Raw genomic sequence first — 13,697 nt, 5'->3', positions numbered from 1 at the left:
CTGAGGGGAGGTGAAAGCGAATGCAAAATCAGCTCAATATCTCCATCCAGGAGATCGAGTCGATGGATACCCCGGACTTCAACAACTGGTTCATCGGTGTATCCCAAGGAGTTGCCATCGGCCTGATCGCCGTCAGCATCACCTAAAGCTCCGATGCCCCCCGCATCCAGAGAAACGAGAAAGGAGGAGTCAATGATCGCAACCTCGAACCTTCAGCTGACCATCGAAGAGCTGGAAAACCTCGACACCCCGGACGATACACCGTGGTACATCCGCGTTGGTGACGTCATCATCATCGCCGGCATCGTCGTCGGCCTCGCCGCTACCTAAGCCAGTTCACGCGGGTGGTGCCAAGTTCGGCCACCACCCGCGTGAGCTCCAGACCGAATTCCAACTCCCGGAGAACACGAGCTGATGAACATCGCACCAGATAAGACCGCTGACGCCATCCTTCGGGTCCTGGGACACGTCGATCCGCCAGAGGATCTGTACAGCGCTTCAGGATCCCGCCTCTACGACCAGATCACCGCCAACGACTTGACCGAGCTCCCCGAAATCCTTGCAGCCGTGCGCAAAACTTCGGGCCCCATCCTTGAACTTGCTGCAGGATCCGGACGGATCACCCGGCCTCTCCTTGCCCTGGGTCGTCCGTTGGCCGCCGTCGATTCTTCACCGGAAATGCTCGCCATGCTGAAGAAAAAAGCAGGCACCAAGGCCTTCAACCCGCGCGGTGTGGCGTTGGAGCTGATGGAGGCTGACATGTCCCGCTTCGAAGTCGACGGCGGATACGGTTGCGTGGTTCTCGGCGCCAGTTCCATCACGCTCCTCGAGCCGGCGGGCAGGCGTGAATTGTTCCGGAGAGTGCGCGACTGCTTGACGCCGGACGGTCGCTTCCTCCTAACGGTCTTGAACGCGGACAGCCACGAAGCGTCAGTGAACAACGACGGCACTGCAATTTCGGCGCTTGGGGACGACGCATTCCTCATCACCGCGGAAAGCCGGGACCCCGTCAACGGAGCGCGTCACGTGACCATGGTCCATGTCAGTTTCAGCGTGGACGGCACTTATCGATCCTCCGCATACGCAAGCGATGTCGCCTTTCTGAGCAACAGTCTCCTCGAGGAGGAGATCACTGCCGAACGTCTCAGCATCCTTGAACGCTTGCCGGTTCGGATAGCGTCGCCGAGCCCTGGTTTGAACGACGTGGAGCTGTGGGTATGCGGCAAATGAGCGTAGATCCCGTGCGAACGCTCCATCCTTCCCTGGGACTGGTGTCCGAAGCGTCAGTCTACGTACCGAACGAGATGGGCCTGTGGCGGACCGTGGGGCAGCTAAGCAATGGCGCGCCCGGTACTCGGATCGCTTCTGCAGTAGGGGCCTTCGACGTCTCGAGGCGTGCGTCCCTGACAAGAGGGGCGGGCGAAGCGGTGGAACGATTCGCTTTGGTTCCCGTGCCGGCAGATTCCGAGTATCTGCTGGCCCGAAACGGAAGCGCCGACACGCAAATCGACTTTGTCAGTGCCGGGCTCGGCCACGTGACCGCCCTTGCCCGCGACGTCCCTTGGTACCGTGCCGTTGACCTGCTCACGGGGAAACCCACGCAAGTGCCCGCGCCTGTGGTGGACTACACCCCCGGCCGTGGCGAGTCGAACTCGTGGGATGCGTTCTTTGACCCCTCACCCAACGGTGCGGCGTCCGGGCCCTCTGAAGCCTTTGCCCAGACCTCGGCCATCGCAGAGGTCATGGAGCGAGACGCCTTTCTTGCAGCTTGGCGCCACAAGATTCCGTTGCAAAAGTTCGACGCAAAAAGCATGCCCGTCGCGGTGCGTCAGGGGGCGGAGGCCCGGGGCCTGAGCTTGCTCCTCGTTGCTGCGCGGGCTGCCGGCGTGGAGCCCATGCTTGCCTTCATTCCGAACAACGGGAGTCCGCTGCTGACTGCCGTATGCATTATCACGGAGGAAAAGGGGCCCGTTTGCTATGGCGCTGTGGGACTCAAAGCTGCCTCCGACCCTGTAAGCGCCCTCAGGGGAGCGCTTCAGGAAGGGCTGCAAATCCGGGAGCTCTTCCTCACCCGCGCACAGTCCGCGGACCCAGCCTCCGCCAGTCCGCTCTCCGCCGCTTCTGTCGCCACCGTGACTGATGACGACTCCCGTGCACATTTCTGGGCCACTGCACCGGCAATCGCTGAGTTGCGCCGGTGGGTTGGATCCTTCCAGCCGTCCAACTTTCCCAGCAAGCACCCCGAGCCCGATCTCGATGCTCTGGTGAAGCACCTGGCCGGACGGAACGTCCGCTCCCACTGGGTCAACCTCACACACAGGCTTCCTGCAGCAATCCGGGAATTGGGTTGGGTTGCCGGCAAAGCTGTCTGCCCGGGGGCCATTCCTTTAACCATGGACGAGACCAAGGAGTTATTCGTGATGCCGGGCAGCTCCTCCACCCCGCATCCGCTGATATGAGGAAGCCAGGAACATCGGCACAGGGAGTTGCCGAGTGGCCGGTGCAGCTCGCACCGTCGGCTTCCATCGACGCACCGCTGCAGGAAAACGGGCCGTGGATAGTCGCGGTCAATGGTGTGCCGAAAGCGCGAGTCTCGTCCGACGTCGCCCGCGTTCTGAACGCCGTGGATGGTGCCATGCAACCGGCCCAGCTCGCTCAACTACTGGGACCCGCCTGGACGCCTGAGGACGTGGAGGGGATTGTGCGCCAATTGGCGCACACAGGAATTTTCGACGCCGGTGCACAGCCCGCTCAGGCTCGACGGGTCCAGTTCAGGGCACCCCTGACAGTGCAGTTCACCCTTTTCAATCCGGCACCACTGCTTGAGGCTTTCCGCCCGGCAATCACAGCAATGGTTCGGCCTGGTGGAGCCGTCGTGGCTTTGTTGCTCCTGCTCAGCGGCTTAGTGGGTGCGTTCATGGCCGGGCCCAGTATGTGGCGTGTCCTCGCAACGCCTCTTCCTTTGGAGGCCTATCTGTATGTGGTGGCGGCGATGTTTGTGTCCACACTGCTACACGAACTGGGACATGGCATGGCGCTGACCTACTTTGGTGGGACACCGCGGCGCATCGGGATCATGCTGTTCTATCTGTCGCCGGCGTTCTTCTGCGACGTGACCGACGGGTGGCGGTTGAGTTCCAGGAAGCAGCGGGTACTCGTGGCTCTCGCCGGTCCTCTGGTGCACGTCGCACTGGGGAGCATTGCCATGACGGTACAAGCGTTTCTTCCGGAGTCCCCGATCAAGGACGCAGCCGTCCTCTACGGGATGATTTGCTACGCAGTGGCGGTGCTGAATCTCTTCCCCTTCATCAAATTGGATGGCTACGTAGCACTGATGTCCGCGGTGGACATTCCCCATCTCCGGAAGAAGTCGATCGCTGCGTTGGCCGACGTTGTCAGCTCTCGCGTTCTCGGTTCCCGGCGCGCTGACCCCAGCCGGCGCAATGACCCTAGCCAGGGACTCCTGCCCTGGTTCGGGCTTGCGAGCTTCGTTTCAGGTATTGCCTTCATGGTGATCGGATTCCAACGACTCGTCCCGGTTTTCCTCCAGCTTGGTTACACAGGGCACCTTGTTGTTCTCGGAGTCCTTTGCCTCCTGCTGGCGATGGCCCTCAGGAGCGTGGTCCGGTTCTTCCGTGCGGCAGGCCGGAATGGAAGCCCGGCGTGGAGGCGGATCCTGGTAGTCCTGCTGGGAGCCATTACCGTCGGAGCACTCCTTGCGCTGGTGCCCGTGAGGCCGGCGTCCATAGCTGGCTACACCTACGCAGACGGCCAACTACTGATTGTGGCGCCTCTTCAAGGCACAGGCCAGGCTTTCGAACCCGGCGATCATGTCACTCTGCAATCGCAAGGAATGATCATTCACGAGAATCTTGGCCAGGCCACCCTCGGTGACCAGCCGCCGTGGAACTCCCTGGCGCCGCTGGACACCATCGCCCCGATTGCGCTGGCCGGCAACAACCTGCCAGTACTTGCCTACCCGAGCCAGCTGGAATCCGGGATCAACCTTTCTTCCTCCGGGCGCGCCGAAGTGAAAAGCCAGCGAGAAACGAGCTTGGGGGAGTGGCTGTGGGATGCGGCCATCAATTCGCCGCTGTGGCCAGGCCCATCCGGGCAGGCTACCGAATCCACGAGAGGGCACCAATGACAATCCACGCCAGTTTCGAGGGGTTCAGCAAGAGGAGAGGCTCACGGTTCGCGGTTGAAGAACTGACGTTCGACGTTGCGGCCGGACGTGTTGTGGGCCTGATTGGTCCGAACGGGGCAGGGAAGAGCACGGCGCTCGCAGGGCTCACCGGGCTGTTGGAAGCAACGTCCGGGCGCGCAACCGTATTTGGCACTGACTACCGGTCACTGCGGAGACCCGCCACCAAAGTTGGTGTGAATCTGGACGGAATGGACGTGGAGCCCGGGTTGACGGGACGCCGCCACCTGAAGATCTGCCAGCTCGCCGTCGGGGCTGAGCCGGGGAATGTGGAGCGGATTCTTGAACTGGTGGATCTCGCAGCCGAAGGAAACAAGAAGGTCCGGGACTATTCGCTGGGCATGCGGCAACGCCTGGGAATTGCCTCCGCATTGGTGGGTAGCCCAGAGATGCTTGTCCTTGACGAACCCGCCAACGGACTGGACCCCGAGGGCATCCAGTGGCTCCGGAGGTTCCTCCGGGACTTCGCCGCATCAGGAGGCAGCGTCGTCGTCTCAAGCCACCAGCTCATGGAGTTGGAGCAGGTTGCGGACGAAGTTGTGATTCTCAAGCAAAGGGTGCTGTTTCGAGGCACCATCGAGGAAGCCAAGGCCCTAGGCGCGGGCAGTCTGGAATCCGCGTACTTCAAGATTCTGGAGGGTGCCCGGTGAATAGAGTTGCTCTCCGTTCCTTGACCAGTGGTCTCCGTTCAGAGCTCCTCCGGTACTTCAGCGGATATTCGGTCGTGGGCGTACTGGCATTCACCGCACTGATCCCATGGTTTGTTGCGAACTTCCTCGGCTGGCCGGGTAATTCCGGTGCGGTATCGGCGGCGGACAACGTTCAAGTCTTTTGGGCCCTGGCAGCGAGCATTGTGCCAGTGGCTACTTTCGCGGGGAGCTATTTGGTAACCCGGGAGTCCTATTACGGGACCCTTCGGCGAAGTGTGGTGATGTCAGGGCTGAAGCAAGTGCTGATATCCAAATACTTGGCCGCAGTAATTGTCGGACTTGCCACGGTCATCAGCGGGATCGCAATCTGGGGCGTGAGCATAGCGTTTTCACTGCCTTCTGATGTGCGGGCCGAACTGCTGACTGCCGAGTCATGGAAGGCGTTGCCTGGCGTGGTGCTTGCCTCAGTTATGGGTTCCCTGTGGGGTTGTTCACTCGGATGGATCATTCGGCACTACTACGCGACGACGATACTCACCTTGCTGGTACCGCTAGCCCTTGAGTTGCCTCTCCTTGCAAGCGCCGCTGAGATAGCACGCTGGCTTCCCTCCAGCGCTTTGGCGGGTATTGCGTCACTGCCCTTCGAGGGCTTAATGGATCCCCTTCCAGCCTTCCTTGTATCACTGGGGTGGATCCTCGCAGCGGGCTTGTGCGCTGTGCGGCTTCTTCGCGGTAAGGAGTTCTAAATGGTTCACGTGGTGCCCGCTTTCCTCTCTGAGCTGCGGCGGCCGTGGTTGTGGCTGGGATCAGCCGTCGGTGCCCTGCTGGTGGTAGGGCTCATCGCCGTACTCCTTGGCATGGCGGGTCTGGAATCCCCAACATCTCCGGGGATTGAGGTTCTTCGGCAGGCAAGCATGTCCCTCATGCTCACAGGAGCCGCAGTGGTGGGATCCTTTGCATTCACTTCGGACTATCGGGCTGGATGCTTCACACGCCGGGTACTGCACTTCCAACGAGGTCCGGCGTTCACTGCCCGGGCCGCCAGCACTGCCCTGGCGGCCCTTCTGGTGGGAGCGACCATAGGTGTGCTGTTCGGCCTGTCCGGAGAAATCCTGGATGGAGCATGGGGATTCAGCTTTCATGCAGTCCTTGCGTTTGCGGGAACGGCCTGCATGGGGTCGCTATGGGGCTTTGCCATCGGTTCCCTTATTCGCAGCCACCTGGTGAGCCTCTTCGTGGTGCCCCTGAGTTTGGTACTTCCGGAACTCCTGGCCGGGTGGTTGGGAGATGCCGAGCAGTTTTTCTTCCCGGTTTTAGCCGCTGACTGGGCGGACCAACTTGCTGTCCACATAGCCGCATTCGGTTCTTTCGTTGGAGCTGTGAGCTGGCTTTTAGTAGTTACAGCGGTTGCATTCTTGGTGTTTCTCAAGCGGGATCTGGCGTGACACTTCATCTACTTCAACTAAGGAATACACAATGAATCGCATCCCGTTGACTTGGCTCTTTCTGGCATCGGTTCTCGGTGCCTATGCCGTGTCAATCTTCATCTCAAATCAAGATCTGACGTGGTGGTCCACGGCTTCCGGCATCATCTTGGCCGCTGCATCCTTGGTCATGTTCTGGAAGTTCAGTCGGGAGCTCAGGAACAACCGCCAACCTTGAGCAATTCGGAGCAACTGTGGCTCGGCATACCTGTGGCGAAGGGACCCGGCCTCGCAGCAGAGGCCCGCCCCGGAGGCGACCCTCATCGGGCGCCTCCGGGGCGGGCTTCGTTTGCCAGGTTTGAGCTACGCGTTACCTGCCGGGCTTGGCTGGCTTCACCACCATCGCCGAACCTCCACCACGCCGATCCGGCTCGGCGGCTGCGGTCAGCGATCCGTCCGGGTTGAACTCGATGGCGGTAGCCGCTCCGATCTCGGCAGCAGAAGTGAAGGCGTCACCAGCCGGAACCAGATCATGCCCCAAGGACTCCAACGCCGGACCGTAAGCGTCAATAAACGCAGGCTCGGAGCTGATGGTCGCGCCATTCCGGGGTGCAGCCCGCGGGGCAGCCAAAGCCTCGGAAACAGTCATGCCCAAGTCGACGCGGTTCAGGATGGTCTGCAGCACGGTAGTGATGATGGTCGAACCCCCTGGAGAGCCCAGGGCCAGGAACGGCTTCTCATCTTTCAAAATAATGGTCGGCGACATCGAGGACCTTGGCCGCTTGTTCGGTTCGATCCGGTTCGGATCTTTCGGGTCATAGACCGTGCTGAAGTCGGTCAGTTCGTTGTTGAGCAGGAAGCCTCGACCCGGAACAACGATTCCCGAACCGCCGGTCTGCTCGATCGTGAGCGTGTACTCAACCACGTTGCCCCACTTATCTGCCACAGTCAGGTTCGTGGTTGAGATGTTCTCTGTATCCGTGTCTTTGGCGAGCGGTGCCACGGCAGCCGGGCACGCGCCGTCGAACGTTTTCAGGTCACCGGGGGCCACCGGCTTGGTTGCCGCGGTCGTCGGACTGATCTCGCAGGAGCGTTCCTTGGCGAACACGGGGTTGAGCAACGTCTGGGTGGGGACATTCACGAAAGCGGGATCGCCTACATAGGCGCCACGATCTGCGAAGGCAAGCGAGCTGGCCTCGATGTAATGGTGCAGGGCATCGACAGGTTTCATGCCTTTGAGATCGTAATTCTCCAGGATGTTCAGCGACTCACCCACCGTGGTGCCGCCACTGCTGGAAGGTGCCATGCCGTATACGTCGTAGCCGCGGTACTCCACCTTGGTAGGGGCCTGGTCCAGCACCTTGTAGTTGGCCAGGTCCTGCACCGTCATGGAGCCAACGGGGACGGGGAGCTCGGTTGTGGCGGTTTTCGGCGGAGCCTGTACAGTCTTGACGATTTCCTCGGCGAGCGGGCCGCCGTAGAAGGCATCAGTCCCCTCCTTAGCCAGTTGCCTGTAGGTGTCGGCCAGTTCGGGGTTCTTGAACACACTTCCGACGGCGGGGGCGTCGCCGCCGGGAAGGAACAGGTCACGGGTAGAGGTAAACGCATCGAATCGGACCTCGTTGTCCAAGGTTTGCTGTCTGAACGTCTCGTCCACCACGAATCCCTTGTCAGCCACCTTGATGGCAGGCTTGAGGGTTTCACGGAGATTCATGGTTCCCCAACGCTCCAGGGCCCGCTCCCAGGTTGCGGGCGTGCCGGGCACTCCCACGGAAACGCCGCTGGTGACGAGTTCCGGCGTGAAACGGTAGGGCTTTCCCTCGGGGTCCGCGGGGTTGATAAAGGCATCCTGTGTGATGCCCGCTGGTGCGGTTTCACGTCCGTCAATGGTCCCTACCTGCTGCGTCTTGGCGTCGTAGAAAACGAAGTAACCGCCGCCACCGATGCCGGCGCTATAGGGTTCGGTGACGCCCAAGGTTGCTGCTGCAGCGACGGCTGCGTCGGCTGCGTTGCCGCCTTTCCTCAATACGTCGATGGCGGCTGCAGAAGCTTCGGGATCAACGGTGCTCACGGCGCCGCCGTAGCCTGTGGCCGTGGCTTTCTTGTCTGTTTCGCGGGGATCGGCGAAGGCCGGACTGGCCATCGCGCCGCTCGTCGCGGTTAGTGCCAAGGCTGCCGTGACCGCAGCCAATTGACGTCTCACATGTGTCATGGTGTCTCCCAGAGTTGTTCCAGACGATGATGTGGGTGGACGGTCCGGTCACCCTATCTCGCGGTTTGGCGAGGAACAACGGTTGATTCTTGAAGCAGAATCGGCAATCAGGTGGTGCTGTGGACCCGCCGCGCAGCGATGACTCGAATGCCTACGCCTGCCAGCCCAAGAGCCAGGGCCAACAACACAGTGGGTACGGCTCCGCCGTCGGGACCCAGGGCTGCCGTGAGCACTTCCCTGCCCATCAGCACCATTTCAGGGATATCCCCAGCTATCACCCGGGTCCCAAGAACTGACTGGACGGCTGTAAAGACAGCGGGGATTACCCACAGGAAAGCGAGGTTTAGCACCCAAACAGCCAAGCGGCCAAGGGGCTTCACACCGCACCAAGCCAGGGCGCAACCCACAACAATCGCTGGAAGCCAGTGGGCAATGGAAGGGACCGCGATGGGTACATTCGTGTGCCCAACAACGCCAACCACCCATTCAACGGCCCAGGATGTGAAGGGGACCGCCATAAGTCCGCCCCCAATGGTTGTTGCCACTGTTGACTTCGAAGCGATCAGCAGAAGAGCGACGACCGCGGCGAGGATGGAGCAAATGACGCCGGCCATCAGACCCGCACGGTAATACTGCGCCAGGGTCCCGCGCATCAACCCTTGGCCGAGGAGTTCGAATGACTGCACGGTGGCAGCTACTTGGACCAAGAGCAGGCCAACTATCGCGCACCACGTGACGAGTCGGCGTCGAACGGGGGACCAGACACGTATCGCAAGCCCCGCTGCTGCGCCGCCCGTTGTCAGGAGAGCGACAAGGGTGAGCACCTCATATTGGCTCAGGGGCAGGAGTGCCAAGGGCATCTGGCCCGGCATGACCTGCGTTGCCCAGAGGTTCTGCAGAGGCAACCGGGCACCGGAAATCCACCAAGGGACGAGGCCCAACGCTGCGGCAAGGATGCCAATCAATAACCCCAGGGCCGCACTGCTCGCGGCACCGCGTGGACGCTTCTCTGACTCGTCAGTCCGCTCGGTAGCTATCTCGGCATGGCTCACGGAAGCTCCTAGGGTACGGCAGGGGTATGAAGCCCTAGAATACTGCGCCGAATGGAATAACCTGCGGGACGTTGCTGCTGCAAGGCGGGCCGTCATCACTAACTTTGAGCGATCCGGCCCAGGGGGATGGCCTAAAAACGGCGTGTTGGCTCGAATCCACCATCAAAGTGGGTGGTGGCTGCACAGGTGAAGATCAAACAACCAGCTTCAGCGGCCGCTGCCCCAACTGCACCGTGATCTCCTGCCCCCACGATGCCGTCAGCCGGTCATCTTCCATGCCGTCGCCGAACACCACCAGTTGATCGGAAGCCACGGTAATCCGAAGGACTTCGCCTGCTTCCAGGACACCTTCGGTCAACGAGGCGCCGGTGACCGGGGAGGGCCAGGCTTCGCGGACAAACCATGCGAGCCGCGGATCGGTGGGTCCAGGCAGTGCCCGCCCTCCACGTTCCAAAGCAATGGAGGCGCACCAGCCGGTGGCGCCGGTCCCTGTGGAGACGATGAGGCCCGACGACGACTGCCGCTCTGTTTGCCCGCCCGGAACCGTGAAACCCGGCGCTGCGATGGAGTACTTCGCCGATTGGTGCGAGGCGTGCCCGACGAAAACTTCGTTGAGCGCCGAAAGCTGCTGACCGTCGTCGAGCGTTGCCGTCACGGTGGTGAGATTTTGGCAGCGGAGCCGCCCAAGGTCGCCGGCACCCAGCAAGGCGGCGGCCGCTGCGGGCGTGTGCCGGACCAGTACGCCCGGGTTTGCGCCTGGCTCAGGATCGATGCCGATCACCGGCTGGCCATTCAGGTACTTGGCAACATTCGCCACGAGTCCGTCCTGCCCCACCACGGCGATGATGTCCTCGGCCGTGAGCAGGAAGCGGCTCAGGTCCGCCCGTTCTACTTCTGCCTGGCGCCAATCGGAGGGTACTGCCGCCCTGATGGTTGCGAGAGCGGAGGTGAGCTGATCGTGCCGATCCTGCACGTCCTGGATGTTGCGGCCACGCGTACGGAGGAAGAACTCGGCCTGGCCACGGGTGGCGTGCCGGTCCAGAAGTTCCTGGAGTTCTGTTCGTCGGTGGACGATGACGATGCGCGGGGTTGCCATGACCGGTCCTTACTTGGTGGGTTCTACAGTAGCGGCGGGTTCCTTGAACAGTCCGGCAAGTGCTCCGCTGAGCAGGTCCGGAGTGATGGTGAGGTTCCCGATGTTCGGGAGGCTGCCGGCTGCATCCTTGAGTGCCAACGCCAGGAGTGTGGCCTGTTCCATGCCGCGGTAGACCTCCATGGTTGCGGCTTCGCGGGCTGCAGCTGCTTCGCCGACCAGTCGGATCTGATTGGCTTCGGCGGCGGCGCCAATACCCTTTCGTTCAGCTGAACCCTGGGCCTCAATGAGTCCCGCGGCTGCTTTCTCTTCAGCAGCGCGCCGGGCGTTTGCGCCTTCTTGGGCCACCAGATTTTCGCGGCGTACGGCCAGTTCGATTTGGCTCGCCATTTCGTTCTCGGAGATGGTGCGTTCACGTTCGACGGCGACTGCCCGCCTCTCGTACACAGCCCGGTCCGCTTCGGCTTGGAGCTGCTCACGTACCGGAGTCTGGAGGGCGCGCTCGACGTCGGATTCAGGACGAACTGCGAGGACCTGCACGCCGAGGATTTCGATGCCAGTGGACTGAAGCCTGGCGTCGGCTCGCAGTGCTTCGGTAAGGACGAGACGCAGTTGGCTTACTCCGCGTTCCAGCGCCTCGGCGAGTGTGGTGGTGGCGATCTGGTCGATCGCGTGGCTTTGGCACAGCTGGCCGATGATGGTGGACACCTGCTCACGTCCGGTTGCCGGCGCCTTGCCCGCAGTTTGCAAGCCGAAGTCGAGGCGCATGGAGACGGCCACGGGATCGATGAACCGGTAGGTCACGTTGGCCTGAACACTCACGTCCTGGTGGTCGCGGGTGATGGCGTGGAAGAGCGTGGGCAGTTCCTGGTCATCTACGGGGACCTCGCTCAGTACCGAGTTCGCGGGGCGGAACCAGAATGCCTGGCCAACTCCTTGGTGCCTGACCGTCCCCTTCTGGAGGTGGACGACGTAACCGGTGGGACTGCCAAGGAAGTGGCTGATCCAGGGGTAGCGCTTGATGTTGGCCATGATGTTCTCTCTTTCATTTGATTATCGTCAACTTGACGATAATCAAACACTAGAGTGGATCCAGCTTTATTGTCAAGATGACGATAATTTCCTACGATTGCTTCATGCCTGAATCCCATCCGGCGCCTGAGCGCTTCCCCGTGACAGTCGACGTCGTTGCCCTGACGGTCCGCGACGGCGAGTTGAACGTCCTCCTCATCACCCGCCTTATTGAGCCCTTCCGCGGCAAGCTCGCTCTACCGGGTGGCTTCGTGCTCGCGGGCGAGGACCTCCTCGAAGCGGCTGGTCGGGAGCTCGCGGAGGAGACCGGCGTCGAACATCTTCCGGGTCACCTGGAGCAATTGGGGAGCTACGGCCCGAAGGGGCGCGACCCTCGTGGCGACGTCCTGACCGTGGCTCATCTGCTGCTGGCGCCGGACTTCCCGGTGTTGTCGGCCGGTAGTGACGCTGAGCAGGCTGCGTGGTACCTGGTTCGTGATGTCCTCGATGGGAAGCTTGATCTGGCCTTCGACCACGCGCGGATCCTCGCCGACGCCTTGGAGCGGGCAAAGTCGAAGCTTGAATACTCGCCCCTGGGCGCGGCGTTCTGCGGCGAGGAGTTCACCATCGCCCAGCTCCGCTCCGTCTACGAGGCTGTGTGGGGCACACGCCTGGACCCGCGGAACTTCCACAGAAAAGCCACGGGGACGCCTGGATTTCTTGAAGACACCGGCCGAATGACAACGGGCGACGCCGGACGGCCGGCTGCGCTGTTCAGGCTCGCCTCCGAGGCACGTCCGACGCCGGGCCAGCCAACCCGCGCCGTACTCAACCCTCCGCTAATGCGCCCGCGGGATTGACCGGCCGCTATGTACCCAACTACCTGTCCCTCAGTTTGCCGGCGTGGGCGAGGATGGCTGCGGCTGTGGACTCGGGGTTCGGGGTCGAGATGATCCACGTGCGGTTGGGCGTTTCGATGACGATGGCTGGTCCGCCGACCAGCAGCCCCCATGTTTTCCGGCCCAAGTAGCAAATGCCAAAGCCCTCGGTCAGGGAGCTGGATGGGGCGGGGGAGGCATCGACGATGTCCTTCAGTGGGACCGTCCGGGAGTAGAACGGCCGGCATCTGAATACCAAGGTGCGTTCTGTGGATTCGATGCTCACGGTCATACGCAGCACCAGCGCTGTCAAAAGGAGCATAAGAACAGCCAGCGCCAGGCTGATTAGCAGGACGCCGCTGGGAATAGCAGTCGCAATGATGAAGAAGCAGGCCACGCCCACAACGCTTGAAATGACTTTCTGGGATCCGCGGCTGATCCTAGCCTCTGAAATCACTGAAGATGTTCCTTCGCAAGCCGGCTCATCTGCGCGAGCCTACCCTGCAAAAGAGATGCTGCAAGTCAACCGGCCGCGCTGCGAGCCGCTTGGGCTAGGCGTGGAGTGGTTCCTTACCAGTGATCACACGGTTCAGCTGGGCCTGGACGTCGCCAGGTTCGCCGCTGGCGTCCACCACGGCAAAGTCTTCATATTCAGGCAGTGAACGGTATGCGTCCCTGAATGCCCTCAGATCGGCAACTGTCTCTTGGTCCGTCCCACGCGCCATAACCCGCTCATGGGCGATGGTGGGATCCGCGTCGAAGTGGACGTGCAGGTCAGCAGCCGGGAGTTTCTCCAGCAGCCATGGCAGCAGCCGGCCGCGACGCAATCCGTTGGCCTGGCGTAAGGCCAGCTGGCAATGGAGGTGGCGGTCCATGACCACCAGGCCGTCGAATTGCCGGGCGCGCGCGTGGTTCACCAGCACGTTGAACACGCGAACGCCGGTTTCGATGAAGTCCGCGACGCGTGGCGGCACCTTCCACCCATACCGCGCCGATAGGAGCGACATCCTTCGGCGTGCAGCGTGATTACTGAGCAGCAGGGCGCTTCGTCCCTCAGCCTGAGCTGAATCGACCAAGGCGCGGGCCGCCGTCGTTTTTCCTGAGCCGTCAATTCCCGTCAGAACAATGAGCATGAGCCCTCCCTTCGTCTTCTGTACAACTCGTTCCCTGTAC

At 61.8% G+C, this 13,697-nt stretch carries 16 protein-coding genes; 10 read left to right on the top strand and 6 right to left on the bottom strand.

Translation table 11 applies throughout. The features are described from left to right. The first annotated feature begins 20 nt into the window (after positions 1–20). The 9 genes from AC1RJY_RS07780 (at position 21) to AC1RJY_RS07740 (ending at position 6,516) form a co-directional block, all read left to right on the top strand. Complete coding sequence (locus AC1RJY_RS07780; RefSeq protein ID WP_272941661.1) at positions 21–146, top strand: daptide-type RiPP; 126 nt, start codon at positions 21–23, stop codon at positions 144–146. A 46-nt stretch (positions 147–192) separates the two neighbouring features. Then, positions 193–330: a daptide-type RiPP gene (locus tag AC1RJY_RS07775; RefSeq protein WP_159101474.1), complete on the top strand. Its 138-nt coding sequence runs from the start codon at positions 193–195 to the stop codon at positions 328–330. An 84-nt stretch (positions 331–414) separates the two neighbouring features. Next, positions 415–1,230, top strand: a complete 816-nt coding sequence (gene mpaM / locus AC1RJY_RS07770; RefSeq protein ID WP_011776108.1) for a daptide-type RiPP biosynthesis methyltransferase — start codon at positions 415–417, stop codon at positions 1,228–1,230. Continuing rightward, complete coding sequence (locus AC1RJY_RS07765) at positions 1,227–2,459, top strand: YcaO-like family protein (protein ID WP_498602049.1); 1,233 nt, start codon at positions 1,227–1,229, stop codon at positions 2,457–2,459. Before mpaM ends, AC1RJY_RS07765 begins: the two co-directional genes overlap by 4 nt. Next, a complete protein-coding gene (mpaP, locus tag AC1RJY_RS07760; RefSeq protein WP_498602048.1) occupies positions 2,456–4,147 on the top strand; it encodes a daptide biosynthesis intramembrane metalloprotease in 1,692 nt (563 codons plus the stop codon). The genes AC1RJY_RS07765 and mpaP overlap by 4 nt, the downstream gene beginning before the upstream one ends. After that, positions 4,144–4,854, top strand: a complete 711-nt coding sequence (locus AC1RJY_RS07755; RefSeq protein ID WP_498602047.1) for an ABC transporter ATP-binding protein — start codon at positions 4,144–4,146, stop codon at positions 4,852–4,854. The genes mpaP and AC1RJY_RS07755 overlap by 4 nt, the downstream gene beginning before the upstream one ends. 20 nt (positions 4,855–4,874) lie before the next feature. After that, positions 4,875–5,600: a hypothetical protein gene (locus AC1RJY_RS07750; RefSeq protein ID WP_498602046.1), complete on the top strand. Its 726-nt coding sequence runs from the start codon at positions 4,875–4,877 to the stop codon at positions 5,598–5,600. Further along, positions 5,601–6,299: a hypothetical protein gene (locus AC1RJY_RS07745; RefSeq protein WP_498602045.1), complete on the top strand. Its 699-nt coding sequence runs from the start codon at positions 5,601–5,603 to the stop codon at positions 6,297–6,299. Between the two features lie 31 nt (positions 6,300–6,330). Then, entirely contained in the window at positions 6,331–6,516 is a 186-nt protein-coding gene (locus AC1RJY_RS07740) for a hypothetical protein (RefSeq protein ID WP_498602044.1), read from the top strand. A gap of 132 nt (positions 6,517–6,648) precedes the next feature. On the opposite strand, the gene ggt is transcribed toward AC1RJY_RS07740, so the two are convergent. From ggt to AC1RJY_RS07720, 4 genes are all read right to left on the bottom strand, one after another. Next, complete coding sequence (gene ggt, locus AC1RJY_RS07735; RefSeq protein ID WP_210065924.1) at positions 6,649–8,490, bottom strand: gamma-glutamyltransferase; 1,842 nt, start codon at positions 8,488–8,490, stop codon at positions 6,649–6,651. A gap of 107 nt (positions 8,491–8,597) precedes the next feature. Then, entirely contained in the window at positions 8,598–9,542 is a 945-nt protein-coding gene (locus AC1RJY_RS07730; protein ID WP_498602043.1) for a hypothetical protein, read from the bottom strand. A 193-nt stretch (positions 9,543–9,735) separates the two neighbouring features. Then, positions 9,736–10,638, bottom strand: coding sequence for a diacylglycerol kinase catalytic domain-containing protein (locus AC1RJY_RS07725; RefSeq protein ID WP_498602042.1), 903 nt, complete (start codon positions 10,636–10,638; stop codon positions 9,736–9,738). 9 nt (positions 10,639–10,647) lie between these two features. Beyond that, positions 10,648–11,667, bottom strand: coding sequence for an SPFH domain-containing protein (locus tag AC1RJY_RS07720; protein WP_498602041.1), 1,020 nt, complete (start codon positions 11,665–11,667; stop codon positions 10,648–10,650). 77 nt (positions 11,668–11,744) lie between these two features. Here AC1RJY_RS07720 and AC1RJY_RS07715 point away from each other — a divergent pair, with 77 nt between their 5' ends. Next, positions 11,745–12,506 (top strand): NUDIX hydrolase, encoded by a 762-nt coding sequence (locus tag AC1RJY_RS07715; protein ID WP_498602040.1) that lies wholly within the window; start codon positions 11,745–11,747, stop codon positions 12,504–12,506. Between the two features lie 19 nt (positions 12,507–12,525). On the opposite strand, the gene AC1RJY_RS07710 is transcribed toward AC1RJY_RS07715, so the two are convergent. Together AC1RJY_RS07710 and AC1RJY_RS07705 are read right to left on the bottom strand one after the other, a co-directional pair. Then, positions 12,526–12,981: a hypothetical protein gene (locus tag AC1RJY_RS07710; protein WP_498602039.1), complete on the bottom strand. Its 456-nt coding sequence runs from the start codon at positions 12,979–12,981 to the stop codon at positions 12,526–12,528. Between the two features lie 94 nt (positions 12,982–13,075). After that, the gene (locus AC1RJY_RS07705) at positions 13,076–13,657 is read right to left on the bottom strand and encodes a dTMP kinase (protein ID WP_498602038.1); all 582 of its coding nucleotides are present in this window, start codon (positions 13,655–13,657) and stop codon (positions 13,076–13,078) included. Positions 13,658–13,697: the final 40 nt, after the last annotated feature.

Source organism: Arthrobacter sp. GW822-FHT05G07 (assembly GCF_058799755.1).
This window is presented reverse-complemented; position numbering and strand designations above follow the sequence as displayed.

Excerpts from the sequence above, each read along its gene's own strand:
- AC1RJY_RS07745 (WP_498602045.1), top strand. The coding sequence starts at position 5,601 with ATGGTTCACGTGGTGCCCGCTTTCCTCTCTGAGCTGCGGCGGCCGTGG.
- mpaP (WP_498602048.1), top strand. The coding sequence starts at position 2,456 with ATGAGGAAGCCAGGAACATCGGCACAGGGAGTTGCCGAGTGGCCGGTG.
- AC1RJY_RS07715 (WP_498602040.1), top strand. The coding sequence starts at position 11,745 with ATGACGATAATTTCCTACGATTGCTTCATGCCTGAATCCCATCCGGCG.
- AC1RJY_RS07755 (WP_498602047.1), top strand. The coding sequence starts at position 4,144 with ATGACAATCCACGCCAGTTTCGAGGGGTTCAGCAAGAGGAGAGGCTCA.
- ggt (WP_210065924.1), bottom strand. The coding sequence starts at position 8,490 with ATGACACATGTGAGACGTCAATTGGCTGCGGTCACGGCAGCCTTGGCA.
- AC1RJY_RS07705 (WP_498602038.1), bottom strand. The coding sequence starts at position 13,657 with ATGCTCATTGTTCTGACGGGAATTGACGGCTCAGGAAAAACGACGGCG.
- AC1RJY_RS07725 (WP_498602042.1), bottom strand. The coding sequence starts at position 10,638 with ATGGCAACCCCGCGCATCGTCATCGTCCACCGACGAACAGAACTCCAG.
- AC1RJY_RS07740 (WP_498602044.1), top strand. The coding sequence starts at position 6,331 with ATGAATCGCATCCCGTTGACTTGGCTCTTTCTGGCATCGGTTCTCGGT.
- AC1RJY_RS07780 (WP_272941661.1), top strand. The coding sequence starts at position 21 with ATGCAAAATCAGCTCAATATCTCCATCCAGGAGATCGAGTCGATGGAT.
- AC1RJY_RS07775 (WP_159101474.1), top strand. The coding sequence starts at position 193 with ATGATCGCAACCTCGAACCTTCAGCTGACCATCGAAGAGCTGGAAAAC.
- mpaM (WP_011776108.1), top strand. The coding sequence starts at position 415 with ATGAACATCGCACCAGATAAGACCGCTGACGCCATCCTTCGGGTCCTG.
- AC1RJY_RS07720 (WP_498602041.1), bottom strand. The coding sequence starts at position 11,667 with ATGGCCAACATCAAGCGCTACCCCTGGATCAGCCACTTCCTTGGCAGT.
- AC1RJY_RS07765 (WP_498602049.1), top strand. The coding sequence starts at position 1,227 with ATGAGCGTAGATCCCGTGCGAACGCTCCATCCTTCCCTGGGACTGGTG.